19 protein-coding genes and 3 pseudogenes are annotated in these 26,185 nt (G+C 58.8%); 17 read left to right on the top strand and 5 right to left on the bottom strand.

From position 1 onward, the window contains the following. The first annotated feature begins 477 nt into the window (after nucleotides 1–477). A complete protein-coding gene (locus CES87_RS25145; protein WP_128608234.1) occupies nucleotides 478–807 on the top strand; it encodes a hypothetical protein in 330 nt (109 codons plus the stop codon). Nucleotides 808–1,006: 199 nt separating this feature from the next. Here the strand turns inward: CES87_RS25145 and cynR are convergent, their stop codons facing one another. Then, nucleotides 1,007–1,888 (bottom strand): transcriptional regulator CynR, encoded by an 882-nt coding sequence (cynR, locus tag CES87_RS25140; RefSeq protein WP_128608233.1) that lies wholly within the window; start codon nucleotides 1,886–1,888, stop codon nucleotides 1,007–1,009. Nucleotides 1,889–2,010: 122 nt separating this feature from the next. Here cynR and cynS point away from each other — a divergent pair, with 122 nt between their 5' ends. Continuing rightward, nucleotides 2,011–2,478 (top strand): cyanase, encoded by a 468-nt coding sequence (gene cynS / locus CES87_RS25135; RefSeq protein ID WP_128608232.1) that lies wholly within the window; start codon nucleotides 2,011–2,013, stop codon nucleotides 2,476–2,478. Nucleotides 2,479–2,538: 60 nt separating this feature from the next. After that, complete coding sequence (locus CES87_RS25130) at nucleotides 2,539–3,198, top strand: carbonic anhydrase (RefSeq protein WP_128608231.1); 660 nt, start codon at nucleotides 2,539–2,541, stop codon at nucleotides 3,196–3,198. Between the two features lie 46 nt (nucleotides 3,199–3,244). Here the strand turns inward: CES87_RS25130 and CES87_RS25125 are convergent, their stop codons facing one another. Further along, nucleotides 3,245–4,747, bottom strand: a complete 1,503-nt coding sequence (locus tag CES87_RS25125) for an aldehyde dehydrogenase family protein (RefSeq protein WP_128608230.1) — start codon at nucleotides 4,745–4,747, stop codon at nucleotides 3,245–3,247. A 396-nt stretch (nucleotides 4,748–5,143) separates the two neighbouring features. On the opposite strand from CES87_RS25125, the gene CES87_RS25120 reads away from it, so the two are divergent. Next, nucleotides 5,144–5,659 carry a DoxX family protein gene (locus CES87_RS25120; RefSeq protein WP_128608229.1) on the top strand — a complete coding sequence of 172 codons (516 nt, stop codon included), beginning with the start codon at nucleotides 5,144–5,146 and terminating at the stop codon, nucleotides 5,657–5,659. Nucleotides 5,660–5,794: 135 nt separating this feature from the next. Here the strand turns inward: CES87_RS25120 and CES87_RS25115 are convergent, their stop codons facing one another. Both CES87_RS25115 and CES87_RS25110 read right to left on the bottom strand, forming a co-directional pair. Beyond that, nucleotides 5,795–6,763 carry a nitrilase-related carbon-nitrogen hydrolase gene (locus tag CES87_RS25115; RefSeq protein WP_128608228.1) on the bottom strand — a complete coding sequence of 323 codons (969 nt, stop codon included), beginning with the start codon at nucleotides 6,761–6,763 and terminating at the stop codon, nucleotides 5,795–5,797. Between the two features lie 173 nt (nucleotides 6,764–6,936). Beyond that, on the bottom strand, nucleotides 6,937–7,872 hold the full coding sequence (locus tag CES87_RS25110; RefSeq protein WP_128608227.1) for a GlxA family transcriptional regulator: 936 nt from the start codon (nucleotides 7,870–7,872) through the stop codon (nucleotides 6,937–6,939). A 244-nt stretch (nucleotides 7,873–8,116) separates the two neighbouring features. On the opposite strand from CES87_RS25110, the pseudogene CES87_RS25105 reads away from it, so the two are divergent. After that, nucleotides 8,117–11,605 (top strand): annotated as a pseudogene (locus tag CES87_RS25105) (hypothetical protein). 90 nt (nucleotides 11,606–11,695) lie between these two features. Here the strand turns inward: CES87_RS25105 and CES87_RS25100 are convergent. Then, nucleotides 11,696–12,316 carry a cell wall hydrolase gene (locus tag CES87_RS25100; RefSeq protein WP_128608226.1) on the bottom strand — a complete coding sequence of 207 codons (621 nt, stop codon included), beginning with the start codon at nucleotides 12,314–12,316 and terminating at the stop codon, nucleotides 11,696–11,698. Between the two features lie 141 nt (nucleotides 12,317–12,457). Here CES87_RS25100 and CES87_RS25095 point away from each other — a divergent pair, with 141 nt between their 5' ends. From CES87_RS25095 to CES87_RS25045, 12 genes and pseudogenes are all read left to right on the top strand, one after another. After that, nucleotides 12,458–13,309, top strand: a complete 852-nt coding sequence (locus CES87_RS25095; RefSeq protein ID WP_128608225.1) for a CAP domain-containing protein — start codon at nucleotides 12,458–12,460, stop codon at nucleotides 13,307–13,309. Between the two features lie 139 nt (nucleotides 13,310–13,448). Next, nucleotides 13,449–14,794, top strand: a pseudogene (gene chrA, locus CES87_RS25090) (chromate efflux transporter). A gap of 310 nt (nucleotides 14,795–15,104) precedes the next feature. Then, nucleotides 15,105–16,469 (top strand): glutamine synthetase family protein, encoded by a 1,365-nt coding sequence (locus CES87_RS25085; RefSeq protein WP_128608224.1) that lies wholly within the window; start codon nucleotides 15,105–15,107, stop codon nucleotides 16,467–16,469. A gap of 157 nt (nucleotides 16,470–16,626) precedes the next feature. After that, nucleotides 16,627–17,100, top strand: a complete 474-nt coding sequence (locus CES87_RS32430) for a hypothetical protein (RefSeq protein WP_178081479.1) — start codon at nucleotides 16,627–16,629, stop codon at nucleotides 17,098–17,100. Between the two features lie 111 nt (nucleotides 17,101–17,211). Next, nucleotides 17,212–17,976, top strand: coding sequence for a hypothetical protein (locus tag CES87_RS25080; RefSeq protein WP_128608223.1), 765 nt, complete (start codon nucleotides 17,212–17,214; stop codon nucleotides 17,974–17,976). 27 nt (nucleotides 17,977–18,003) lie between these two features. After that, nucleotides 18,004–18,435 carry a hypothetical protein gene (locus CES87_RS25075; protein ID WP_128608222.1) on the top strand — a complete coding sequence of 144 codons (432 nt, stop codon included), beginning with the start codon at nucleotides 18,004–18,006 and terminating at the stop codon, nucleotides 18,433–18,435. A 233-nt stretch (nucleotides 18,436–18,668) separates the two neighbouring features. After that, nucleotides 18,669–19,334 (top strand): response regulator, encoded by a 666-nt coding sequence (locus CES87_RS25070; RefSeq protein WP_128608221.1) that lies wholly within the window; start codon nucleotides 18,669–18,671, stop codon nucleotides 19,332–19,334. Continuing rightward, nucleotides 19,310–20,655 (top strand): annotated as a pseudogene (locus CES87_RS25065) (sensor histidine kinase). The gene CES87_RS25070 and the pseudogene CES87_RS25065 overlap by 25 nt, the downstream one beginning before the upstream one ends. Before the next feature lie 822 nt (nucleotides 20,656–21,477). Continuing rightward, on the top strand, nucleotides 21,478–22,023 hold the full coding sequence (gene rfaH / locus CES87_RS25060) for a transcription/translation regulatory transformer protein RfaH (protein WP_128608220.1): 546 nt from the start codon (nucleotides 21,478–21,480) through the stop codon (nucleotides 22,021–22,023). Nucleotides 22,024–22,157: 134 nt separating this feature from the next. After that, nucleotides 22,158–23,318: an outer membrane beta-barrel protein gene (locus CES87_RS25055; RefSeq protein WP_128608219.1), complete on the top strand. Its 1,161-nt coding sequence runs from the start codon at nucleotides 22,158–22,160 to the stop codon at nucleotides 23,316–23,318. A gap of 11 nt (nucleotides 23,319–23,329) precedes the next feature. After that, nucleotides 23,330–23,863 carry a polysaccharide biosynthesis/export family protein gene (locus CES87_RS25050; RefSeq protein WP_128608218.1) on the top strand — a complete coding sequence of 178 codons (534 nt, stop codon included), beginning with the start codon at nucleotides 23,330–23,332 and terminating at the stop codon, nucleotides 23,861–23,863. A 2-nt stretch (nucleotides 23,864–23,865) separates the two neighbouring features. Further along, nucleotides 23,866–26,178 (top strand): GNVR domain-containing protein, encoded by a 2,313-nt coding sequence (locus CES87_RS25045; protein WP_128608217.1) that lies wholly within the window; start codon nucleotides 23,866–23,868, stop codon nucleotides 26,176–26,178. Nucleotides 26,179–26,185: the final 7 nt, after the last annotated feature.

Raw genomic sequence — 26,185 nt, 5'->3', positions numbered from 1 at the left:
ACAATATGTAGTGACTAAAAATATTCACTACAAAACCGTTGACGCCTTCGATTTGCCCTTGCATGATGCAGACGTCTCCCCGATCGGGAGTACAGGCAACACGTTTGAGCAAGCTCGTCTGACCGCCGAGCTGTTTTTTCCGGATACACGCTGCCCACAAGGCAGATTGAAGAAGCTGACCTGGCCTGAACGTCCAGTACAAGGACGAGAAGTGCTGGCGATCCATCCTCATGAAGCTTGTGGCCGACCCTGAAAATGTCGGCAGGGGCCCAAAGGTTATCGCCGCTTCTCTTCGTTGTGACGCTATTGCGTAGCAGTTATTCAACACGACTACATGCAACAGACGCAGGACCTCGCCAAATCTGGCGGACGACTGCTGACGTCCTGGTTTCGGTGCCAGGGATCAACTAACCGATGGGCTACTTGTATTAGCGAATCAACTTTGAAAGATCACCAAATGGTCAAGGGAGCTTTATCATGAATCTGAACAATCAACCTACTATCGAAGAACTGGCTCGTATGTTCGCTGCGCAAAAAGACAGCCTCGACAGCCACATTCTGTGGATCAGCAAATCGGGCCAAGTCCATATCGACTGCCTGTCGCCCCACGCCCATGAAGCGGAGTTCGACCAGAACAACCAGAACCTGCTGGCCCGACTGAAGATGTACCGTCGAGGCCAGGGCTATGTCGGCAAGAAAGCCGCAGCCGACAAGGACTTCATCGGTAATGTTCTGCATACGCTGAAACAGGCCTGGACCTCGATGCAGAATCAGAATGAAGTTCGGGTGATTGACCGGTTCTACTAATTGAAATGAGTCATTGCTGACTTATTAATAAAAAGGGCCTGCTCCCAATAAGAGCAGGCCCTTTTTTTGTGCGCAGAATATTGTGCGTACACACACTGTAGGAGCTGGCTTGCCAGCGAAGGCGGTGTATCAGCCACCGTTGATGCTGAATTTGACGACGCCTTCGCTGGCAAGCCAGCTCCTTCAGGGTATTGGTTGGTTATGAAAGTTCGGCTCCCAACGCCAGATCTGCAAACGCCAACGCTGCCGCGCTGTGATAGTTGTTCTTGCGCCGAAGCAGCGATGCCCCGCGCCTCGGCGCCTCACCAATTAGTGGAATTTTTCGTAATGCACGCTCTACCGTGGCGATGGGTTCCGGAAGGATCGTCGCTATCGCAGTGTGGCGAATGACTTCCAGCAGCGTGTTGACCGAATTGACCTCAATGGTCACCTTCGGAGTGATCTGTAGCTGGGCGAAGTATTCGTCAATACGAGTGCGGGTAACGAAACCAGGGGTCAACAAGGCAAACTCCAGTTGCGACACTTGTTCTGTCGTCAGTGCGTCCTGGCTTTCATACAACGGATGCGTCCGGCCGACCATCACTCCCAGCGTCTCGGTAAACGCCGGGATCGATTCGATATCGGCATTCCTCACCCCATCAAACGCAATCGCGATATCCAGCGAATCGTCCGCCAGCCCGGTTTCGATGTCGTCCATCGACAGTTCGAAAATCTCCAGATGGATATTCGGATACCGCGCCACGTAATCGCGCACCAGCGGCCCCACCAGATACGCCATGAAGGTGGGGGTCATGGCCAGGCGCAAGGTGCCGCGGGACAAGTCCTTCACGTCATGCAGCGCACGCTTGCCCGCCTCCAGTTCCACCAGCACCCGACGGGCGCATTCGATGTACGCCTGGCCCGCATCGGTCGGTTTGACCGTGCGCGAGGTGCGATCGAACAGGCTGACACCGAGGGTTTCTTCCAGCTGCCGAATCTGTTGCGACAGCGTCGGCTGAGACACGTGCAAGGCTTCAGCGGCGCGGGTGAAACCGCCGTTGTCGGCGACGGCCAGCAAGTAACGCAAATGACGCAGCAGCACGGGATCACCATCTATAGGCAGTACTTATGTGTCGCATTGTATATCGGTCTTGGACGCTATGAGCGGATCGACAGAAGATAGCTCCACACCCAAGCACCACCTACTGCGACAGGAGATCCATCATGCAACAGTCCCACGCCTACAACGACCCAAGCCTGACCCTGACCACCGAAGTACTGGACGCCAAGGCGCGCAAGAACCTGTCCTGGCAGGATCTGGCCGACGGCACCGGCCTTGGCCTGGCCTACGTCACTGCCGCCCTGCTCGGCCAGCATCCGCTACCAGAAAGCGCAGCCAATGTGATCGGCGAAAAACTTGCACTGGACGCCGACTCGGTGGCCCGCCTGCAGATCATCCCGCTGCGCGGCAGCCTCTCGGGTGTCCCGACCGACCCGACCATCTACCGCTTCTACGAAATGATCCAGATCTACGGCACCACCTTGAAAGCCCTGGTTCATGAACAGTTCGGCGACGGCATCATCAGCGCGATCAACTTCAAGCTCGACATGAAGAAAGTCGAAGATCCAGAAGGTGGTCACCGTGCAGTAATCACCCTGGACGGCAAATTCCTGCCCCTGCGTCCGTTCTAAGTTGACACCCGCCCGCACCGCCGTGCGGGCCAAACCCGGCTCATGCATGAGGACACAACCATGAAAGCGCTCATCGAAGGTTTTTTGAAGTTCCAGAAAGAAGCCTTTCCGCAACGCACCGACCTGTTTAAACACTTGGCGACCACGCAACACCCCGGCACGTTGTTCATCACCTGTTCCGACAGCCGTGTGGTACCGGAACTTTTGACCCAGCAAGAACCCGGTGAACTGTTCGTAATCCGTAATGCCGGCAACATCGTGCCCTCCTACAGCCCCCATCCCGGTGGTGTGTCAGCAACGGTCGAGTACGCCGTCGCCGTGCTGGGCGTGACCGATATCGTGATCTGCGGCCATTCCGACTGCGGCGCCATGACCGCTGTCGCCAAGTGCACCTGCATGGATCACCTGCCCGCCGTCGGCAGCTGGTTGCAGCATGCAGAGTCGGCGAAAGTCATCAACGAGTCGCGGCCCCACGTCGATGACGCGGCGAAGGTCAGCTCGATGGTGCGTGAAAATGTAATCGCGCAACTGGCGAACATCCAGACTCACCCAAGCGTGCGCCTGGCCCAGGAAAAAGGCCTGCTGAATTTGCATGGCTGGGTGTACGACATCGAAACCGGCTCGATCGATGCCCTCGAAGGCAGCAGCCGTCGCTTCGTGTCGCTGGTGGAGCACCCGACCACTTGCGCGGTGTTTGGCCAAGCAGTCGATGCCGCATGATCAACACCACAGCGACCGCCATTGCGGCGGTCGCTGGATGGAAGTCTTAGCGTTTAACGCCCAGATCAATCTGGGTCATGCGGCTGCGAATGGTGAATACACCATCGCCCGACAGAATCGCGCTGCGCGCAAACAGGCGCCCGCTCTCCCAGTTCGACAGGCCCAGTTCCGGCTTGTTGAGCGCGTACTGACCGTCGACCCAACGGGTAATGCCGTTACCGACAAAAGGTGCGTTGACCGCGTTGTAGAAGCGCTCCTGAGTCGCCCCGTCTTCGCTGATCAGCGACACAGTGAACTGCGGGCTGTAGCGATTGAACAGAGCAATCGCACCGTCCAGGTCGTCGACGATTTTCAGGCTGACTTCCGGGGTTTCTTCCCACTCCCACTCGCGACCCAATTGATCTTCCGGCAGCACTTCGGCCAGTGCTTCGGTCCGGTAGCCTTCGGCGCGGTACACCTCGACGGTTGCGGTTTGCCAATCCGCCGGCAGGAAGGCTTCGCTGCCTTCGACAATGTGCAACTTGCAACCCTGGCCCCGTGCCTTGCCGGCCTGTTGCAGTGCATCCAGAAACAGCGGCACTAGTTCAGCGGCGCGGTCGCGGTGGATCAGGCAGACGTTCAGGGTGTTGCAGACCTTGCGGTCGAGAGAGTTGCGCACCACGCTGGCGAAGCGCGTGGCATCGGCATCGGTATCAGCGATCAACCAGGCACCGCCGGTGCCGTGCAGGCTGACAGCGGTGCCGGCCTGTTGCGCGATGCTGCCCAACTGACTGACAGCGCGACCCGAACCACGGGCCACAGCCAGCGACAGACGCCGGTCGGCGAACATCGCCCAACCGGCGGCATGATTGACGCTTTCCACCAGCGACACCGCGCCGCTCGGCAAACCGGCATCGGCAAGTGCCGGGTTCAGTGCATGGGTGACGATCGCCTGGGCCGTGCCCAACGCATCGCTACCAATGCGCAATACCGCCGTGTTACCAGTGCGCAACACACCGGCGGCATCGGCGAAGACATTCGGCCGGCCTTCGAAGACGAATGCGACGATGCCCAGCGGCGACACCACCTGCTCGACTTTCCAGCCCTCGTGCTCGACGCAACTGATCACCTTGCCGCGCGAGGCCGACGCATCGCGCCAGGCGCGCAGGCCGGCGATCATGTCGCGGCGCATGCGTTCATCGGCCAGCAAGCGCGTGGTTGAGCGACCACGGGCCTTGGCCCGCTCGATGTCGGCCTGGTTGGCCGCTTCGATCAAGGTCCAGCACTCCGGCGTTTCCAGGCGTTGGGCGAACAGATCGAAGAAACTGCTGATGGCTTGATCCGACACCGCCGACATCGCAGTAAACGCCGCTTGAGCACGCTCGATCGCGACCGCTGCCGCTTGCTGGTCGGCCACCGGGATCAATAACAATTCGCCGCTGACCTGCTCCACCAACAGGTGGTCTCCGGGCTGGAAGCGTGCCGCCAGTTCGGGGCTGACCACAGTGACACGATTACCGGCGAAAGGGATCGGCGTGCCAGCGACTAGACGTTCGAGCGCAAGAGACATGAAGCGGTTACACCATGCAATGGGCGGGCGGAAAATGTATAGCAAAAGTCCCTGAACGTCATCCGCCTGCCCCAGCCAGACCACAGCCCCCTGTAGGAGCGAGCTTGCTCGCGATGGTCGTGAACGATAACGCGCAAAACCTGATGACCAGCGGCGCCCTCTGGTTTTTCGCGAGCGAGCTCGCTCCTACAGAGGATTAGGGGTGTCTGGGGCTCGGCTACGTATCAAAGTGTGTACAGCCCCGCCCCTGACACAACAACCTGCAATCCCCCGCGCCAGGAACACATCGCAGATACACCCGCCTGATGAAATTCACCTGTCGATTGGCCAAGCCGATCCTTGCGCTAAACGGGCAACCGAAGCCCGACATCCCTGATTTGAAGGAGACAAAAGTCCATGAGCACTTCGATTTCATCGGCCGTGAAAGGCCTGCACCTGAACCTTGACCGTGCCGGCAACTGGATCGCGCCGTTGACTCTGCGGATATTCCTGGCTTGGGAGTTCTTCGAGTCAGGCCTGGAAAAATTCAATGGCGAGAACTGGTTTGCCGACATCCAGGACCGTTTCCCGTTTCCGTTCAACCACCTTCCGGCCACGCTGAACTGGGAACTGTCGATGTGGGTGGAACTGATCTGCGCCCTGGCCCTGCTGGTAGGGTTGGCCACACGGTTTTCGGCAATCAGCCTGATCGTGGTCACCCTCGTCGCGACGGCCGCCGTTCACTGGCCCGCCGACTGGTCGAGCTTGAGCGAACTGGCCCAGGGTTACTCCATTACCAACAAGGGTTATGGCAACTTTAAACTGCCGCTGATCTACCTGGCTGCCTTGGTGCCGATGCTGCTCTCGGGGCCCGGGAAATTCAGTCTAGATGCGCTGCTGGCGCGATTCTTCTGGCGCCGCAAGCAGCACTGAAACGAAACACAACCCCTGTCCCTTGTAGGAGCGAGCCTGCTCGCGATGGTCGTGAACGATAACGCGCTGAACCAATCAGCCCGCGTCATCGTTAGCGCCCATCGCGAGCAGGCTCGCTCCTACAGATGCAGTACGTCAGATCTCTTGCAGCGCTTCAATCTCTACTCGTTTCGGATGCGCACTGCGTTCATGCACATGGGCATGCGGTGTGCGGTCGATCAACAGGCTCAGCAGTTCCGGGCGATTGTAGTGGCCGCTGGAGTCCATCATGCGTTTGCGCTTGTCGATAAGGCCCATGTCGAGGTCGACGATCACCTCGCCTTCACCTTCGGTCAACGCGCCCAGCACTACGCCGTCCGGGCCGATGATCGCGGTGTAGCAACCACCGGAAATCGGGCCGATCGCGCAACCGGTGTCGGCCATGATCTGCGCTTGTTGTTCAGGGTTAAGCCAAGCGGTGGAGTTGACCACGAAGCACGCCGACTCCAGCGCGTGCTGGCGAATGTTGACCTCCATTTGCGAGGCGAACAGCGGACCGGCGAACGAGCCTGGGTACATCGAGGCGTGGATCTGTTCGCCATCGGCCATCAAGGCGTAACGGGCCAGCGGATTATTGTGCTCCCAGCACGCCAGTTGACCGATGCGCCCTACCGCGCTGTCGGTGGCGCGCAGGCCCGAACCGTCACCCATGCCCCAGATCATGCGCTCGTGATAGGTCGGGGAAATCTTGCGACGGCGCTGGATCAGGGTGCCGTCGGCGTCGAACAGCAATTGCGTGTTGTACAGCGAGCCGCCATCACGTTCATTGACGCCGATAGACACGACCATGCCGGCCTCTCTGGCCGCAGCGCCTATGGCATCAGTCGCGGCCGACGGAACGGTCACGGCCTGGTCCAGCAGCTTGAGATGTTCCGCCGCCATTTCGGACGGCGCCTGGACGTAGGAGAAATACGGGTAGTACGGCACGATGGTTTCCGGAAACACGGCGAACTGCACACCTTGTTCACCGAGTTCGAGGATCTTCTCCACGACTTTATTGACGGTGCCTTCACGGCTGTAAAGTACGGGGCTGATTTGTACGGCGGCGGCTTTTACGAGGGGCATGGCGGTGATCTCATTGAGGAAGTGGGCTTCAACGAGGTTTAGATTACGGTAATAATATTTAGGCTTAAATGTCGTAGATACCACCTTTTAGGACACACCTCTAGTAGCACGCCTTGCCGACGATAGCGGTCTTGAATACGCCTTCGCCGGCAAGCCGGGCTCCTACAGGTATTTCATTCGCTTCGATTGAGCCGTTGAATCACCTGCGGCGGTTGGCCGAACGCGCGAATAAACGCCCGACGCATGCGTTCGCGATCACCAAAACCGGTGTCGGTCGCTACTACATCGATGGAGTGTCGGCCGGTTTCCATCATCAGCCTGGCCGACTCCACCCGCAGGCTTTCGATGGCCTTGGCCGGCGATTGACCGGTTTCGGCATGAAATACGCGGCTGAACTGGCGAGGACTCAGATTGGCGGCGTTGGCCAACTCCTCCACCGACAGCGCGGACTTGAGGTTTTGCTTGGCGTAGGTCAATGCAGCCTGGATACGGTCGGTCTTGGGTTCCAGTTCCAGCATCACCGAAAACTGCGACTGCCCACCTGCCCGGCGGTGATACACCACCAACTGCCGCGCCACCCGTCGCGCGACTTCGGCGCCCAGATCCATTTCCACCAGGGCCAGCGCCAGATCGACGCAGGCGCTCATGCCTGCGGCGGTCCAGATGTTGCCGTCGTTAATGAAGATGCGATCCTCTTCGACTTTGACTTTTGGATACGCCCGTTGCAGCGATGCGGCATGGCACCAGTGAGTGGTGGCCCTTCGGCCATCGAGCAATCCGGCTTCGGCCAGGGCGATGGCGCCGGTGCAGATCGAACCCAGGCGTCGGGTGGCCGGACTGGCGCGGCGCAAAAATTCCACCATGCCTGCTGATACCGGCCGGATAACGTTATCGCCCATTACCAACAACGTATCGAAAGGACGCTTGTTGAATGCCGTGGTTTGCACTGCAAATCCGGCGGAGGTTTGAACCAGGCCGCCGGTTTCGGACAGCAGCTGAATGCTGTACAGCGGTCCATCGGCAGCACTGTTGGCCAACTCGAACGTGGCGGACATCGACAGTCCCAGGACCTGAAAGCCGGGATAAACGATGAGGCCGATGTGGTGCATGGGGTTTACCTCAGATGACCTCTGTAGGAGCGAGCTCGCTCGCGATGGACGTTAACGATAACGCGCTCTGTCTGGATGACCACGTTGTCCGGACTTTTTTTCGCGAGCGAGCTCGCTCCTACAGGGTCGGCAACAACCCGCACGATGGCAAATCGGGCAGATCATCGCCTATTTATGCCATCCCCTTCACGGATCGGGTCTATAAATAACAATACACAATTGGCCGAAAAACGAGGCACAGGCCATGGACAGCAAGGGTTCAGGCACGAATCTGGCCTTTTGGTTGCCAGGCAGTGCGATCATCCTGAGTCTGGTGGTATCGATGTTCGCCCTCACTCGCGAACCCTTCCTCGATCCACGCCCCGTCGGCGCGCAGTTCCAGGCGCAACTGCCCATCGAAGCACGGCTCTGGCAGGATCCTTTCGACGCGGTGGAGCGCTATCGCAAGAAACTCATCGACAGCAAAAACCCCGACGCCGAGAACGTGTGCAGCCCCGACCTCTCTCCCCTGTCCGCAGAAACCTCGACGCCCGACATCATGGTGGCGCTGGTCGAAGGTGGTCCCTACGCCGATGAAGTCGAACGGCGGCGGCGCATTCGCTATGCCCTGCTGGCGGGGTTCAAGAATTCCCACCGGGTGCCGGATCAAGAGCAGTACATCCACTGCCTGAGACTCGCCGCCGACCTGTCGCCCGATGCGCCGCAGAAAACCGGTTTCGTCGACGCGCCCTAGGAAGTGTTCGTGTCCAATCCTTTCGATCCGCCAACAGCGCTTGAAGGTTCTTCAGCACCGCCAGAGCGCACGATCGTGTTCTGGTTGAAACAGGACGCGCTCGGTGCGACACCACTGCAACAACTGGAAACGCTACGCAAGACCCTGAACCACAAAGTCGCTTCGGCGTGTGCACCGACAGCCTGCACGGAACAGCCGGAGCACACCGTTCTGAAAGTCATCGGGCCTTCGACATCCACCATCCTGCGCGACATGTTCCAGGACCAGGACATCGGCAAGGCTACGCCGGATGTCGAAATCTACTCACCGCTGGCCACGGCCGATAACGAGACGCTGGATCGCGGTTACCAGAAACTCTTGCCACCCCTGGCAAACCGGGTACCCATGAAGTTGCTGCGCACCGTCAGCGACGACGGCACCATGACGCAACTGATTCTCGAAGAGCTGAAATTACGCCGCGTAGACCCCGCCGCCGGCGTGCGATGCGGTGAAGGCAAACTGCGCCGGATCGGCGCACCCTGTACCAGCAATCTTCGCCGCAGCGGCAACCGCATCGCGTTGATTTCCGAGTGGGACAGTTTCTACAGCCGTGCCTTGATCGAAAGCTTCAAGTTGCAGGTGGCCAAGGACGCCCGCCTCGGCGACGGTGAAAACCAGAGGGAAGCGGTCGACCACTGGATTCTGCGCTTCAGCTATTTACGCGGCCTGGACGGACGTCTGCCGGAGGAGTCCGCGAGTACCGACAAGACGGCCAGCACCGATGCCGGCAAAAACGCCACCGGCTCGGCCCCGCTCGATCTCAGTCCGCTGGAAAAATCCGACGGCAATTCCCAGCTCGATTACTTGCGACGCCTCGCCGACCACATCGCCAGCGAAGACGCGGCCTATCGGCGCAACGGTGAAAGCGGGATCGGCGCCATCGGCATTTTGGGTGTCGATGCCTACGACAAGCTGTTGGTGTTGCAGGCACTGAAGACCCGGATGCCCTACAAACTGTTCTTTTCCACGGATCTTGACGCCCGCATGCTGCAACGGGGTCAGGCGCAATCCACCCGCAACCTGATCCTCGCGGCCCCCTATGGCTTGACGCTGACCCGGGCCCTGCAGCAGGACGTGCCACCGTTCCGCGACAGCCTGCAAAGTTCGGTGTTCATCTCGGTGCTGGCCGCGTTGGCGCCCCAGTCTTTCGATGCCAAGCGTGCAAAGTTCGATTATTCCAAATCCGAGCTGCTGTCGCCGGGTATCTATGAAGTCGGCATCAGTGGCTTCATTCCTTTGGCGACGCGCCTGAGCGCGTCACGCCCGGCCAGTTGCGAAGCACCAACCCAATCCCAATCGGATCGCGGCATACGGCCCCACGACTTGATGGCGTTACGCTGTCTGCAAGATCCTTCCCCACCGCCCTTCCCTGAACCCTCCATGTCAATCCGTGAGCGATTCAAGCAAAGCCAATCCTTCTTCTGGGCCGGACCGTTGACGTTCACCCTGCTGACCATCGCCGCGTTCATCGTCTGGTGGCGCATCGAGGGTCCTCAGGATGATCACGACACGCGGCTCGCTTGGGTGCGCGGCGTACCCATTACGCTGTTTATGGTGGCGGCGGCCTGCGCCTTTATCGCCACACGGTTCTGGCACGCGGAGTTTCTGTGGTTCACGTTCGTGCTGGTCCTGCTGGGCATTCTTTCTTCGAACCTGACCCGGCGCTCGGCCAGGCAACTGGCGCTGGCCCAGGGTTCGACGGCAAGCGACAGCCCTGGCTCATATGACGCTTGGGCGTGGTACATCGTGGTCCCGCTGGTGGTGTTTATCCTCGCGTTGATGCTGGCCTACCAGATGCGCAGCACCCTGACCGACAACGGCCTCGGTGAACCGATGTTCCTGTTCGAAGGCATCAGTGCCTGGCCAACCGTGGCACTGCGGCTGCTGGCGGTGTTGATATCGCTCTCGGCATTGACCTGGGGCTGGCGCAAGCTGCGCATCAACCGCGCCGAAATCGAAAGCGCCTTCCATTTACGCCTGCACATGCGCAAATACGAGATGACTTTGTGGGGCCAGATTCGACGATTGATTCACCGTGGCAATGGCTGGACAGTGCGCCGCTGGTGCAACGAACTGGGCCACTGGCTGCTACTGATTTTTTTCCCGTTGATGAGCGCCAGTGAAGACTGGTCAAAATCCTGCGAAACCGCCCAGGCCAATTGCACGGACGGACGCAAGATGATCTCGATTACACGCTTCTGGGGTGAGCACTGCATCTGCGGTTCGTTCGGCGCCCGCATGTTGCGGGCGATACTCGCCACCTGGGTCTACGTCGTCGTCACCAGCGTGCTGTTTGTCGTCTGGCCCATGGAAGGCATGCCCGTTCGCGGCGAATCAATGTGGTGGATGATCAGCTGGCTGATTCCGACCCTGATTTTCCAGGTGCTGGTGTTCTGGGTGATGGACGCCAATCTGCTGTTGACGCGCTTCATCCGCCATCTGAGCGAGCATCATGCGATCTGGCCCGGAAGTTTGCAGGCCGAGCACAAGAAAATCTTCGGGATGCTCAAGCATCCCTGCATCGATGAGTGGGTAGATTTGCAACTGATCGCCAGGCGCACCTCAGCCGTCAACCGCCTGATCTATGCGCCAACGGTCGTCATGCTGATCCTGCTGGCTTCGCGCAACAGTCTGTTCGATAACTGGCCAACACCGCCCAGCCTGATGATTTCATTCCTGCTGACCGCGTTGCTGCTGCTCACCTCCGCGCTGACACTGCGGCGTGCGGCGGAAAAAGCCCGCACGCTTGCCTTGCAGCGTCTCGACGCGTACCTGCTGGAAACGCCCGAAGCCACGCCTTGCTACGGCAAATTCAAGATGATTCGCGAGCGGGTCTCGACGCTCAACGCCGGTTCGTTCTCGCGTTATTCCGAAGATCCGCTGATCAGGGCGCTACTGCTGTCACTGACCGGTATTGGTGGCTCGGCGATTGTCGATGCGCTGAATTTTGCGAAGTTTTAGAAGCCGGCTAGATGATTCTCAGGCGTCATCCATAGCGATTGACACGACGCCTTCGCCAGCAAGCTGGCTCCTACAGGGAAATTGACTCAGCTACTTCGCATCCCCACCACGGGGTTTGTAAAACCGGAACAGACCGATGTCCACGGTTTTGACGTACTCCTTCGCCCAAGTCGGCTTTACTGTGCGGTCATGAAAATACAATGCGCCACCGGTGCGATCCGGCAATTGCTTGTTCAGCGCCTTGCGTGCGATCTCCTTGGCCATCGCATAAGGCACCTCCTCCTGCACGGTGTCGGATTTGCCGTCACACCACCAGGAGAACTGGCAGCTCTTGGTTTCCGAGCCCTGCTTGACCACTTTGCACACCGTATCGGGAAACCCCTCATGACCGAGGCGATTCATCACCACGTTGGCCACCGCTTCCATGTCGGCGGAATCCTTGCCCTTGGCTTCCCAGTAAATGGTACGGGCCAGACAGGTGATGACGTCATCCATCGGCGCGGTGCCGGCAGGGTCCACGGCCTGGACTTCGGACTGGGTAATGGCTTCGGATTTGGGCGCTGGTGGCGCGTTGGTGTTCTCGGCGGCCTTTTGCTCCAGCACCTCGGCCTTGTCTTCGGCGACTTTTTGTTTTTGTTGTTGCTCGTCGGCGAATGCCGGAAAGGTAAGCAGCGTCAGTGCAAGACAGACAGCAATCCAGTCGAGGCGCATGGTCGCAATGACTCAGTTGGAGGTATCGCTTTAGTGTAGTAGTGAAATGATTGCACACACGCCACAACATTCTGGAAAATCCGCTGCCTTAACGGGAGCAACTTCGCGCATCATGGGCGCAGTCAGCCAAAGGGGATTTCCATGCGCTTCACACCGTCTGCTATGCGTTTCGCTGGTTTATCACTGGGTTTGCTTTTCGCCGCCAACGCCATGGCGAGCGACGAGTCGCAACTGATCGAATCGATCAACGTTTACCGCAGCCAGTTGCAGCGTTGCGCCGGCCAGGTTTCGTCGGAACTGCCGCCGCTGGCAGCGGACCCTCGACTGGTGCTGTCCGCCACCAGCATCGGCAATCTGCAACAGGCCATGGCCACTGCGGGTTATCCGATGAAGAACGTACAGGCAATCAGCCTGTCCGGCCCGCGTGATGCGCCATCGGCGATGAAAGCGATTCAGGAAAGCTTTTGCCAGATCGTGCTGGACCCGCAATTCGTCGATGTCGGCGTCAGCCGCCAGGACCGCGACTGGCGCATCGTCGTGGCCCGCCCCCTGTTGAGCGCTCGCCTGGGCGACTGGCAGGCCGAAGGCCAGAAGCTGCTGGCCGAGCTCAACGTCGCCCGCACCCGACCACGCCAATGCGGCGCGCAATCCTTCGCCGCCACCACGCCACTGACCTGGAATGCCACGCTGGCGAGCGCCGCCGAAACCCAATCGCGCAGCATGGCCAACAACAATTACTTCGATCACAAGGACCGCGACGGCCGCACACCGGGTGACCGCGCGGAACTGGCGGGCTACGACTTCCAGCAGATCGGCGAAAACATCGCCGCCGGGCAAGACAGCGTGCGCAAGGTGGTCGACGGCTGGCTGACCAGCCCCGGTCATTGCGCCAACCTGATGAATCCGCAGTACCGCGACTTGGGCGCGGCGTATGCGGTTGATCCGAAGAGTGATGCGGGGATTTACTGGACGGTGATGTTTGGGGCGCAGTGACATTGCTTTCGTAGGAGCCGGCTTGCTGGCGATGGCGGAGCATAGATCGACATCGATGGCGCCTGACCCCACCGCTATCGCCAGCAAACAGGCTCCTACGGGGAACTTTGTGCTGGACTGACCTCAAAAGGATTGTAAGTTGAGCCCGATCACTGAACAGCAACTGCAACAACCCGCGCCCGTCAGCCTGCGGCAAGCCTTCATTTTCTGGCTCAAGCTCGGCTTCATCAGCTTCGGCGGGCCGGCGGGGCAGATTTCGATCATGCATCAGGAGCTGGTCGAGCGCCGGCGCTGGATATCCGAGCGACGCTTTCTGCATGCCCTCAACTATTGCATGCTGCTGCCCGGCCCCGAGGCCCAGCAGCTGGCGACCTACATCGGCTGGCTGATGCACCGCACCGGCGGTGGCGTGATGGCTGGCGTGCTGTTTGTGCTGCCGTCGCTGTTCATCCTGATTGCCTTGTCCTGGGTGTACATCGCCTTCGGTGAGGTGCCAGTGGTGGCCGGTCTGTTTTACGGGATCAAACCTGCAGTGACGGCGATCGTGGTGCAAGCCGCCCACCGGATCGGCTCCCGGGCGTTGAAGAACAGCTGGCTGTGGGCATCGCCGCCGCGTCATTCGTGGCCATCTTCGTGCTCAACCTGCCGTTTCCCTTGATCGTGTTGGCCGCGGCAATCATCGGATATTTCGGCGGGCGCCTGGCACCCGAAAAATTCAGGGTCGGTGGCCATGGCGCTGCGCAAAAATCCTTCGGCCCGGCGTTGATCGACGACGACACGCCGCCTCCCGAACATGCCCGTTTCAGTAGCTGGAAACTGCTGCGCCTGCTGATTATCGGCGCGGTGTTGTGGACTTTGCCGATGGCTACGCTCACCGCTATGTTCGGCTGGGAAGGCACGCTGACGCAAATGAGCTGGTTCTTTACTAAAGCTGCACTGCTGACGTTTGGTGGCGCTTACGCCGTGCTGCCGTATGTTTATCAGGGCGCGGTCGGCCATTATGGCTGGCTGACGCCGACGCAAATGATCGATGGCCTGGCCCTTGGCGAAACAACCCCCGGCCCACTGATCATGGTCGTCGCCTTCGTCGGTTTTATTGGTGCCTATGTGCATCAGGTGTTCGGTCCGGATCAGGCCTTCGTCGCCGGAGCCATCGCCGCGACGTTGGTGACCTGGTTCACCTTCCTGCCTTCATTTCTGTTCATTCTCGCCGGTGGGCCGCTGGTGGAGTCGACACACAACGAACTCAAATTCACCGCACCGCTGACGGCGATTACTGCCGCGGTGGTTGGCGTGATCCTCAATCTGGCGTGCTTCTTTGCCTACCACGTACTCTGGCCCAAAGGCTTCGACGGTCGGCTGGATTGGCCTTCGCTGCTGATCGCCATCGTTGCTGCCACAGTGCTGCTTCGGTTCAAGCGCGGGGTGATAGAGGTATTGATCGGCTGTGGGCTGATAGGCTTGGGGATATATCTTCTGCGCTGAGACAGACATTTACAGACTTGATTTTCACCCCTAGTATCCAGTCACCCCCGGATGGCTTGCCATCTGCCACCGACGTTTTCTGGCATTGCCTCATGAAACGCATCGTCAACCTTCCCATGGCCCTGCGCCGCTCAAAACTGCGTCACTCCGCACGCCCGCCGGATAGCACCCTACTCGCCTGATTGCGTTTGCAACGCGTCGAGCCCCCCCTCTTTTCGCTATCGCTGCCAGCACACTCCGGGACTTTATCCCTCGTCGTGCCGTGGCCTGAATCCGTGCGCCTGTGTGGCGCCAACGTGAGTGACGAACAATGAAATTCGCAGCCCTTGAAGACGCCCAGAATTTTCTGGCGAACAACCCCGATATCGACATGATCGAGCTGTTCATTCTCGATGCCAACGGCGTGCCGCGCGGCAAGCTGTTGCACCGCGAAGAACTGCTGGCGGTGTATGAAAGCGGTCGACCGCTGCCCAGCACCATCCTGGGTCTGACCTTGCAGGGCGACGATGTCGAGAACTCCGGTCTGGTCTGGGATGTTGGCGATATCGATTGCCGCGCCTACCCCCTCGAAGGCAGCCTGGTGCGTTTGCCATGGCGGCAGATTCCGACCGCTGCGGTGCAAGTCAGCATGCACCCGCAAGAAGGCATGCCCGCCAGCATCGCCGACCCGCGTCATCTGCTGATCAAGGTCATCGAGGGGCTGAAGGCCGAGGGTTATCATCCGGTGATGGCCTGCGAACTGGAGTTCTATTTGCTCGATGCCAAGCGCGATCACCACGGTCGCCCGCAACCGGCGCTGGACGCTGACGGCGGTCGACCGAGGCACACTCAGGTCTATGGCCTGCGCGAACTGGAGCAGATCGAACCGTTCCTCGCTGACCTCTATGCCGCGTGCAAACTCCACGACATTCCAGCGCGCACGGCGATTTCCGAATATGCCCCGGGCCAGGTGGAAATCACCCTGGAACACGGCGATGCCCTGCAGGCAATGGACCAGGCAGTGCGCTACAAACGGCTGGTGAAAGCCGTCGCCCACCAGCACGCCATGCAGGCTACGTTCATGGCCAAACCCTTCGATCATCTGGCGGGTACCGGCATGCACATGCACGTGAGTATCGCCGATGCCGAGGGCCGCAACCTGTTTGCGTCCGAAGACCCGGCCGGCACTGCGCTGCTGCGCACGGCCATCGGCGGCATGCTTGCATCCTTGCTCGATTCGCTGCTGCTGTTCTGCCCCAACGCCAACTCCTACCGGCGTTTCCAGGCCAACAGCTATGCGCCGCTGGCCCCGACCTGGGGTGTCGACAACCGCACCGTCAGCCTGCGCGTTCCCGGTGGCCCGGCCAATAGCCGCCACATCGAACACCGTATCTGCGGTGCCGATGCCAACCCCTACCTGGCGGCGGCGGCGATTCTGGCCGGCATTCATCGCGGCATCCGCGAAAACCTCGATCCGGGCGAACCGGTGCAAGGCAACGGCTACGCGCAAGCCACGCAGCTGCTGCCGACCGACTGGCTGACGTCGCTGACGGCACTGGAAAATTCGACCTGGGCACGGGATGCATTGGGGCAGGAATTTCTTGGGGTGTATCTGGCGGTCAAGCGTGCCGAGTATCGGCAGTTCATGGCGCAAGTGGGGGAGCAGGATTGGCGCTGGTATCTGACTGAGGCGTAACTCGCCCGGTCGATCACAGCAAAACCTGTAGGAGCGAGGCTGCCCGCGAAAGCGGAGTGTCATTCAGCAAAGATGTTGACTGACACGGCCTCTTCGCGGGCAAGCCTCGCTCCTACAAGGAAATGCAACGGCGTCCTGTCGGTTTACCCACGGAACAATGCCTGCGTTCGGCCATCGTGGTTTAACGGGGCGCCTGGATCAAAAGCCAAAGCGAGGCGGCCTGACAGCCGACCTGGTTGAGGTAGATACGCATACCCCTGTAGGAGCCGGCTTGCTGGCGAAGACGGAAGTCCAGTCAACAATGCAGTGCCTGATACACCGCCTTCGCCAGCAAGCCGGCTCCTACAGGTTCGCGTGTTGCACAAAGTTTTGTGTCAGCGTCGAACTCGCTTTTGCTGTTGATCTGGCTTTTGATCTTCTTGCCCCTCGGATGTATACCCTCCCAATCTCATCCGGCCTGAGTATCATTTCCTTCGATCTTTCAAATCACAAAGCGGAATTTTTCATTCCGCCGTCGCCTGTTCAAAATGGCGCCGTCAATCATGTTCTGGATGGAAACTTCATGAATCTCAATTTCGCTTTTGCCTGCATGATCGTGGTCTCGTTCAGCATTGCGTTGGTACACACCTGATCCCCTGCGCTCGAAAACCCATGAGTTTGCCTTCGCTCAGCCCCAGCTAAGTTTCGGTCGGTAGCCTTTCTCTTGCGCACTTTATAGCGCTGCCCAGGAGAATCGACCGACATGAACCCGACCCTAGCCGGCTGGCTCAACAAAGTGCCCGAAGTGACGCTGTCCTTCTGGGTGATCAAGATCATGTCCACCACGGTGGGGGAAACCGGCGCCGACTTCCTCGCCGTCGACGCCGGCCTCGGAGCTGGCTGGACCAGCATCGGCATGGCCGTGCTGCTGGCAAGCGCCCTGACCTGCCAACTTCGTACCCGCGCCTATACCCCCTGGATCTACTGGCTCACTGTCGTACTGGTGAGCATCGTCGGCACCCAGATCACCGACATTCTCACAGACATGCTGGACGTCAGCCTGTACGCCAGCACGGCGGTCTTTTCGGTACTGCTGGCAGTCAACTTCCTGGTCTGGTACCGGACCGAGCACAACCTGTCCATCCGCGAAATCGTCACACCCCGGCGCGAGCTGTTTTATTGGGCCACTGTGCTCTGCACCTTTGCCCTGGGCACCGCAGCGGGTGATCTTGCTACTGAAGCACTGGGGCTGGGCTTCACCCTCGGCGCGGTCATATTTGGTGCATTGATCGCCGTGACACTCGTCGCCTGGCGCCTGGGTGGCAACGTCGTACTGACCTTCTGGATTGCCTACATCCTCACCCGTCCTTTCGGCGCCTCCCTCGGCGACCTGCTGACTCAGGCCAAAACCTATGGCGGCCTCGGCATGGGCGCGACCTGGACCAGCGCGCTGTTCCTGTGTGTCATCGTCATTCTGGTGGCGGTCGCGCAAATCAGCGTCGGCAACCGCAAACAAATCACTCAGTAATTCTGCAAAGGCCATTAAGGAATCGTCATGCGCTACTTTCAAAACGCCATTCGCCACATCGCTATCATCTCGTCGATTGCGCTGCTGAGCGTTGCGGCCGGCTGCTCAAAACCTGCCGACAAACCCAATGCGGCCGCCACCTCAGGCGCGGTGAGCAGCCAGACCAATGCAGGCTCGAAACTCGGCGATTTGTCGGCATTCCGTGGTATCGCCGCTGATGTTGCCGGCCTCGTCGAGAAAAATGACCTGCCTGGCGCGAAAACCCGAATCAAGGACCTGGAAACCTCCTGGGATGAAGCCGAAGCCGGCATCAAGCCCCGTGCCGCCAGCGACTGGCACGTCGTCGACAAAGCCATCGACCACGCCCTGTCTGCCCTGCGTAAAAGCAGCCCGAACCAGAGCGACTGCAAAGCCACCATGGATGAGCTGATGAAGGCCTTCGATTCAATGAAAGGTTGATCTGGATTTTTCGGATGTATTCGTTCCCCTGTAGGAGCGAGCCTGCTCGCGAAAAACGTCCGGACAACGCGATCATTCAGACAGCACGCGTCATCGTTGACGTTCATCGCGAGCAGGCTCGCTCCTACAGGGGAATGCATTCATCTCGTTAGACCGGACAAACCCGCACACAGGTGCTTCAATACAGGCGCGACGGCCATCACCGTCGCGTCTCTTTTTTGCCGGAGCGCCACATGCGGATACTGCTGGTCGAAGATGACCCGATGATCGGCGATGCGATCCAGGGCGCACTCAAAGACGCGAGCTACACCACCGATTGGGTGCAAAACGGCCTCGTCGCCCTGGCCGCGCTCCAGACCCAGCACTATGACCTGGTGCTGCTGGACCTCGGTTTGCCCGGCAAGGACGGACTGGAGGTACTCAGCACTATTCGCGGCCGGAACAATCTCGTGCCGCTGCTCATCATCACTGCACGGGACAACCTCGAGGATCGCTTGCGCGGGCTCGATGACGGCGCGGATGACTACCTGCTCAAGCCCTTCGAAATGGCGGAACTGCTGGCGCGAATGCGTGCAGTTCTGCGCCGTCACAGCGGTAATGCCTCGTCGCGGCTCGACAACGGCGTCGTGTCCTTGGACCTGCTATCCAAAGAGGCCAGCACCGAACAGCACCCTGGTGTCCTGCTCTCCAGCCGCGAGTTTGCCCTGCTGCAAGCGCTGTTGATCCGACCCGGCGCGATTCTGTCGCGCAGTGAACTGGAAGACCGCCTCTATGGCTGGGGCAATGAAGTGGAAAGCAACGCGGTGGAGTTTCTGATTCATGCGTTGCGCCGCAAGTTAGGCAGCCATGTGATCAAAAACGTCAGGGGTATGGGATGGATGGTTTCAAAAAACGTTTAGGTGAGTCGGTTCAGCTCAGGCTGTCGGTAGCCCTGTCGCTGGCCATCCTGATTGTCGCCGTGGTAGCCGGCGCCTTCGCCTATGTCTCGGCCTTCGACGAGGCACACGAAATGCAGGACGACACGCTGCGGCAGATGGCCGAGTTGTTCGACCGACAACACATGACACTCCAGTACCCCGAAAACGGCCCTGAGGATGATGACGAGACGAGGATCATTCTTCAGTACCTCGCCGATGGCAGCAAAGCATCGGGAAACGATGATGCCGGAACACCGTTGCCCTTCCCCACGACCCTGGCCGATGGCTTGTGGACCGTGCCGATTGCCGGCGAGGCCTTCCGCGTGCTGGTCAAGACCACCATGCGCGGCGAACGCATCGCCGTCGCCCAGGAAACCGGCGCCCGCGACAAGGACGCCCGCGCCACAGCCTTGCGCAGCGTGCTGCCGTTTCTCATATTGCTGCCTGTCCTGCTGCTGGTGGTGGGCGATCTGGTGCGCAAGTTGTTCCGCCCCATCGCAACACTTTCCTATGAAATCGACCGACGCGACGAGCAGGAACTGCACCCGATTGATGAAAATCACCTGCCTGTGGAGATCCGCCCGTTCGTCGTGGCTATCAACCGATTGCTCAACCGCGTGGCGCAGTCCATGGAAATCCAGCGGCGTTTTGTCGCCGATGCCGCTCACGAACTGCGCTCGCCCCTGACCGCCCTCTCCTTGCAAGCCGAGCGACTGGCCGCCGCCGAAATGTCGCACCCAGCCCGTGAGCGACTGGTGCAGTTGCGTCGGGGAATCGAGCGCGGCAGGAACCTGATCGATCAACTGCTGACGCTGGCCAAGGCACAATCGGCTTCAGGCCCAGTGACATCGACAGTTTCGGTGCATGACGTCTTTCGACGTGTCATGGAGGATTTGTTGCCACTGGCAGAGATCAAGCACCTCGACATTGGCCTGGAGCTCGGTGAGGACGTGCGGGTACTCATGGACGAAATCGACCTCATTACCGTGGTGAAGAACCTGGTGGATAACGCCATCCGCTACACCCCGAGAATGGCCGAGTGGACCTTTCGGTGGCGATGGACAACGACAAGGCACTGTTGCAGATCAAGGACTCGGGACCAGGTGTTCCTCCAGAGGAACAGTTGCGCGTGTTCGACCCCTTCTACCGCACCCTGGGAACTGACGAGCCCGGATCCGGGCTGGGGCTTTCGATCGTCAAGACCATCGCCGATCGCACCGGGGCGAAGGTTCGATTGGACTTCGCCAATGAACAGGCGCGTAGCGGATTGTGTGTATCGCTGTGGTTGAATGCATGCACATAGGCATTTCCCTGCCCGCCGACCACGTCATGACCATCCTGGCAGAAGCGCTTGGCAGCATGAAAGCCGGTGACAAGGACGGTCATGAGGAGTAAACCGCAGTGCCTACAACAATCTTCATCTGCTCCATTGTTCCCCACTGTTGGGTGAAGAATTCACTTTTAGTGCTGCGACCGGGTCGGGTCTATAGCCGACTGCTTCTAAGCTTATACAACTTCGCTTTTATGAAAGTTCCAGGCAGCGTAGAGTGATAGCGAATTGCTCCCACCCATGGGTTCTTGTTCCAGCATGACTTTATTGAACGAAAAAAGTTTAATCGAGCTGACGAAAAAACAAATCACTCTTGAAAACAACCACTTGCAGCAGCCCAATGCAACTACTGGATAAAAGGCACGTATTTTGACTTCAATGTTTGACAGGCCGTTCAGACTGGTTGATAACTACAACAGCCTATCTTAAAACAGGCTGCCAGCGGACATTGACCGGGACCCGCTGATCTCAGGGAAAGTTCATAGTAACTATGTAATCAAAGGCCCGCGTGCACGGACCGTGCGGTAGCTTTGGCCATGGCGAAGGTGCTTGATGGCCAATCAATCACACCGGTGAAATCACTCATTATGATTCCCTCCAGTTCGACCGTCTTTCGACGATGCGCTACTTACCCGAGCGTGAAGTGACTCATTATTGAGACACACTTCAGCCCACCACAAAAACAACCACGCCGGGCAATACACTCTCCAACACTGCCTACTAGCAAGCCTGATGGTGTTTTTACGCCAGAGTGTCTTATGACGCTTACATTTCGCTAAGTACGGAGTTGTCAGCATGCTAACTATCGACGCCAACGCCTCTCGTTGGTACCTCTTACAGTGTAAACCGCGTCAGGATGACCGCGCACAGACCAACCTGCTAAGACAGAACTACCAGATCTTTCGCCCGCAACTGCGCAGTGAACGCCTGTTTCGCGGCAAACCGCGAACAGTGCTCGAATCACTGTTTCCCGGTTATCTTTTCATGCAGTTGAGTCAGGACGACAACTGGGCGCCAATTCGCTCCACGCGAGGTGTCAGCCGGATCGTCGAATTCAATCACGGCCCGGCCGTCGTCGCTGACCACGTGATCGAGCACCTGCGGCTACGCTGTAATGCATCACAGGAACGTCCGACCCAGGCGCTCAAACCAGGTGAATCACTGCAAATAATCAGCGGTCCCCTGTCAAATCTGGAAGGTATTTTCCTGTCTATGCAGGGTGCAGAGCGCGTGATGCTATTGCTACAGTTATTGAATAGAGAGCAGCACGTTCGAATTCCCCTGAGCCACTTGGAACAAACAGGAACGAGCCGACATGAACTGCAAAGACAACAACAATAACAAACCAAACCGCCTCTACCAACAAACACCCACAAAAGAACATCAACTATCAGCTCTATATAGAACGGCATTGTGCCGCCTGCAATTAATGAGCAGTCGTTACGCACGGGCACTCTTTGACCAGGAGCAATGATATGGCTATAAAGCCTCATCATCCCTTTGCGCTGATCCTGGCCTGTTCATACCCTGGATATGCCTGGAGTCTCGACCCGCAGACCATCAATGTCTACGGCTTCGACTTCACGCCAACTCTGCTATTTTCCGAAAGTTACGATGATAACTTTCGGGAGCTTGAACACAATGTTCAATCGTCCATGGTCACCAAAATAGCGCCCTCGTTCGAACTCAAGGCGGAAGACCGAAACAGTGCCACCCGGGTTATCTGGCAGCCCACCCGCAATATTTATCATGACGAACCGGATGCCTCGAATACCGCACAGCGGGTGCGGCTGGATAGCATCATGGAGTTCACTGATCGTCACCGTTTGAAACTCGAAGCGGAATGGCGCAAGTACGAGCGAACCACTTCAACGGCGGTGGATGGCATCAATGACAAGATTCACAGTGATCGCGTAGGTGGCCTTTATACCTACGGCGCCAAATCTGCCGCCAACCAGATCGATTTCGGCGCGAATTACGCGCAACTTCGATACGACAATTCGGGCGGCACCAACGATGACAAAGAACGCAATACCACTAACTTGAACACCACCTGGTATCACCGTATCGGGAGCAACACCCGGAGCCTGCTGGAATACGACCACACGATCTTCGACTATTTGCTGTCCAACAGCCCCCGCAGCAGTAAATCCGATGCCGTACTTGCCGGGGCTGAGTGGGATTTCACCGCACGCACCAGTGGCAAAGTCCGTGTGGGTTATGAGCACAAGAACTTCGATGACAGCAATTCCAAGGACCTCAATAACCCGAGGTGGCAAGTGGATCTGCAATGGAAGCCTCTGACCTATTCAACCTTCACCTTTCTAGCCCGCCAGGCCCTGGCGGAGGGGGACGATGGCGCCGACGCTGTCAAAACCACCTTTACCCAGGTTGGCTGGCGGCATGGCTGGACAGAACGCATCACCTCAATTTTTGAAATCGGCGCGGGTCGTGAAGTCTACGAAGGTCAGAGCCGTACCGATGACCTTCGCGAATACAACCTGGCCCTCGCGTACAAAATGCGCCGCTGGCTGGATATCGAAGTGGGTTACCGCTACCGCGATGACAACTCCGATGCAGAAAACCAAAGCTACGAGCGCAACATATTCCAGATCAGCTTCAACGTCAGTCTCTAAGGAGATTTCCCATGAACTCACAAATTGGCGGATTGTTGCTCATGCTGTGCCTGGTACCTCTCTCGCACGCGGAGGAACCTGGTACTCAGTACAAACTGGCGGCCGGCGACGTATTGCGCATCACGGTATTCGGCGAGCCGGAGTTAAGTCTCAAGAGGATTCGCCTCAACGATGCCGGCACCTTCTCCTACCCGTTTCTGGGGGAAATTTCCGCCAGGGGGCTCACGCCCAATCAAGTCGAAAAGATCATCGTCGACGGACTCAAACAGGGTTACCTGGTCGATCCGAAAGTCAGCCTGAGCCAGATCGAATATCGCGCCTTCTACATCAATGGCGAAGTGCAGAAACCTGGCAGCTATCCGTTTGTACCGGGATTGACGCTGGATAAAGCCATAGCCCTGGGCGGTGGCCTGACCGAACGCGCATCTATCAAGCGCGTGACGATCGTGCGCGGCGACGGCGGACAGACGCTGACCGACACCGTCACCCGCAGCACAGTGATAGCCCCCGGTGACACCATTTCCATTGCACAAGGCTTTTTCTAATCATGGACAACAGCCCTAGCACCTACCTCGAACGTCCGCTTCAACTGTCTGCGCATCTGCCGCACACCGAAGAAAGGGACACCATTGACCTGCTCAATTTCTGGAGGGTGATCTGGCGCGCGAGATGGAACATTGGCTGGTGCGTACTGCTGAGCAGTGCACTGGCGATAGCGGCGGTGTACGCCATGACCCCGCAATATATCGGCAGCACCACCTTGCTGATCAAGGAAAAGACGCCACCGCTGCTGGCCTTCCAGCAAGCGACGGACACCGGAACCCCGCCCGCCGATTACTTGCAGACTCAACTTGCGCTTCTGCAATCGCGGGACCTGGCCGAACGGGTGGTGAGGAAACTCAAGCTGACGACGAACCCGGTGACGGACCCGCGCCAACGGCCGCAACCCTTGTTCAATCCGCGCCAGTGGCTGGCCGACCTTAACGCCGGGCAATGGCTGCCAGGCCTGGAGCTTTTGATCCCGGTTGCCGTGCCCCCCACTGAAGACGACATCTTCAATGAAGTCACGCAAAACCTCATGCTCCATACCAGCGTCAAATATGTCGGCAAGAGTCAGCTGATCGACATTGAAGTGGAATTGCCCGACGCCGCCCTGGCAGCGGCCGCCGCCAACGCGCTGGCCCAGAGTTTCATTGATAGCCAGTTCGACACCAGCCAGAAGTCCTCGCAAACCACCACCAGCTGGATGAACACACGACTGGTCGAGTTGCGCGACAGCCTGCGTAAGGCTGAGGACAAGTTGCAGGGCTATCGGGAAGCACAGGGACTGGTGGATGTTGACGGTGTCGCCACCATCAGCGCGAACGAACTGCAAATGACCGGCAACCGAATGATCGACGCACGTCGCAACCGTGCGGAAGCCGAGAGCCAATACCGTCAAGTGCAAGGATTGAGCAACGGCGACTTGAACAAACTCTCCAGCGTCCCCGCTGTCCTGAGCAACCCATTGGTCCAGCAGTTCCAGGCGGAGCTGGCCAAGGCTCAAGCCAAGGTCGAGGAATTATCAAGCCGTTATGGACCCAAGCACCCGACGTTGGTGTCCGCTCGCTCGGAACTGCGCACCGCGCAGGACAGCCTGCGCTTGCAGGTCAAACAGGTGGTTTCGGGCATTGAACACCAGTATCAATTGGCGGTTGCCAGTGAAGATGCCCTGCGCAAATCCTTCAACGTCAACAAGGCGCAGATTCAGGACATCGCGCGCAAGGAATTCCAGCTGCGCGAGTTTCAGCGCGAGGTCGACAGCAGCCGGGCACTCTACGAAACCTTCATCACCCGGTTGAAAGAGACCGCAGCCACTGCAGACATGGACTCCACCAAGGCGCTCATCGTCGACCCGGCAATCGTGCCCATTGAAGCAAGCAAACCGCGCAAAACCCTGATCGTGGCAATTGTCGCAGTACTGGCCGGGATCATCGGCGTCGCGCTTGCCTTCCTCTTCGACACCTTGAACAACACCTTCAAGACCGACGAGACCATCGAAAGCACGCTCAACATACCGCTGCTCAGCGTGGTACCACTGGTGCCAAGGAAAAGCCGCCGGCAACTGGCGCGGCTCTTCGACGACAATGACAACCCGCATTTTTCCGAGACCATACGCAACCTGCGGACCTGGCTGATGCTGCAGAGCGCTGAAACGCAAGCCCAGGTGGTGCTGGTCACCTCGACAGTGGCCGAAGAAGGCAAAAGCACCATCGCCAACAACCTGGCCTGCTCACTCACGTCACTGGAGCGCGTGCTGCTGATCGACGCCGATTTACGCCAGCCCACCCTTTCGCTGAACTTTGATTTTCCACCTGATAGCCCTGGATTGGTCAATGTCCTTGCCGGCACGGCACGACTCGAAGACTGCATCCGCACGGTGGGCAACCTTGACATGCTTGTGGCCGGGTGCGTTTCGCCGCCTTTGCTGGACTTGTTCAGCTCACCGCGCCTGCCGCCACCGCTGAACCAGCCCGACTCACAGCGTCAACCTCCACCACAAGACTTGCTTAGCTCGCCGCGAGTGGCGCGCATGCTCGAAGTGCTGAAGACGCGTTACCGGCACATCATCATCGACTCGCCGCCGGCCGAAATGGTCAGCGACGCGCTGTTGCTGGCCCAGCATTCGGACGCGGTGATCTACGTGGTCAAGTCTGACAGCACCCCCGTAAGCCAGGTGCAAAAGTACCTGACAGTACTGCAACAGAGCCACGCCTCGGTGTTTGGCGTGGTGCTCAATCAGGTCGACCTGCGCAAGGCTCGCAAGTACGGGTACGGCCATTCACAGACTTTCTACAACTATGACTATGCCTCGCGGTAACGCACCG

It is taken from the genome of Pseudomonas sp. ERMR1:02, from assembly GCF_002277815.1.
GTDB lineage: Bacteria > Pseudomonadota > Gammaproteobacteria > Pseudomonadales > Pseudomonadaceae > Aquipseudomonas.
This window is presented reverse-complemented; position numbering and strand designations above follow the sequence as displayed.

What these genes read in the sequence shown, in the direction of transcription:
- CES87_RS25075 (WP_128608222.1), top strand. Translation starts at nt 18,004, where the DNA reads ATGCGCTACTTTCAAAACGCCATTCGCCACATCGCTATCATCTCGTCG.
- CES87_RS25080 (WP_128608223.1), top strand. Translation starts at nt 17,212, where the DNA reads ATGAACCCGACCCTAGCCGGCTGGCTCAACAAAGTGCCCGAAGTGACG.
- CES87_RS25115 (WP_128608228.1), bottom strand. Translation starts at nt 6,763, where the DNA reads ATGCCCCTCGTAAAAGCCGCCGCCGTACAAATCAGCCCCGTACTTTAC.
- CES87_RS25085 (WP_128608224.1), top strand. Translation starts at nt 15,105, where the DNA reads ATGAAATTCGCAGCCCTTGAAGACGCCCAGAATTTTCTGGCGAACAAC.
- rfaH (WP_128608220.1), top strand. Translation starts at nt 21,478, where the DNA reads ATGCTAACTATCGACGCCAACGCCTCTCGTTGGTACCTCTTACAGTGT.
- CES87_RS25100 (WP_128608226.1), bottom strand. Translation starts at nt 12,316, where the DNA reads ATGCGCCTCGACTGGATTGCTGTCTGTCTTGCACTGACGCTGCTTACC.
- CES87_RS25055 (WP_128608219.1), top strand. Translation starts at nt 22,158, where the DNA reads ATGGCTATAAAGCCTCATCATCCCTTTGCGCTGATCCTGGCCTGTTCA.
- CES87_RS25050 (WP_128608218.1), top strand. Translation starts at nt 23,330, where the DNA reads ATGAACTCACAAATTGGCGGATTGTTGCTCATGCTGTGCCTGGTACCT.
- CES87_RS25145 (WP_128608234.1), top strand. Translation starts at nt 478, where the DNA reads ATGAATCTGAACAATCAACCTACTATCGAAGAACTGGCTCGTATGTTC.
- CES87_RS25070 (WP_128608221.1), top strand. Translation starts at nt 18,669, where the DNA reads ATGCGGATACTGCTGGTCGAAGATGACCCGATGATCGGCGATGCGATC.
- cynS (WP_128608232.1), top strand. Translation starts at nt 2,011, where the DNA reads ATGCAACAGTCCCACGCCTACAACGACCCAAGCCTGACCCTGACCACC.
- CES87_RS25045 (WP_128608217.1), top strand. Translation starts at nt 23,866, where the DNA reads ATGGACAACAGCCCTAGCACCTACCTCGAACGTCCGCTTCAACTGTCT.
- CES87_RS25095 (WP_128608225.1), top strand. Translation starts at nt 12,458, where the DNA reads ATGCGCTTCACACCGTCTGCTATGCGTTTCGCTGGTTTATCACTGGGT.
- CES87_RS25125 (WP_128608230.1), bottom strand. Translation starts at nt 4,747, where the DNA reads ATGTCTCTTGCGCTCGAACGTCTAGTCGCTGGCACGCCGATCCCTTTC.
- CES87_RS25130 (WP_128608231.1), top strand. Translation starts at nt 2,539, where the DNA reads ATGAAAGCGCTCATCGAAGGTTTTTTGAAGTTCCAGAAAGAAGCCTTT.
- CES87_RS25110 (WP_128608227.1), bottom strand. Translation starts at nt 7,872, where the DNA reads ATGCACCACATCGGCCTCATCGTTTATCCCGGCTTTCAGGTCCTGGGA.
- CES87_RS32430 (WP_178081479.1), top strand. Translation starts at nt 16,627, where the DNA reads ATGCCTGCGTTCGGCCATCGTGGTTTAACGGGGCGCCTGGATCAAAAG.
- CES87_RS25120 (WP_128608229.1), top strand. Translation starts at nt 5,144, where the DNA reads ATGAGCACTTCGATTTCATCGGCCGTGAAAGGCCTGCACCTGAACCTT.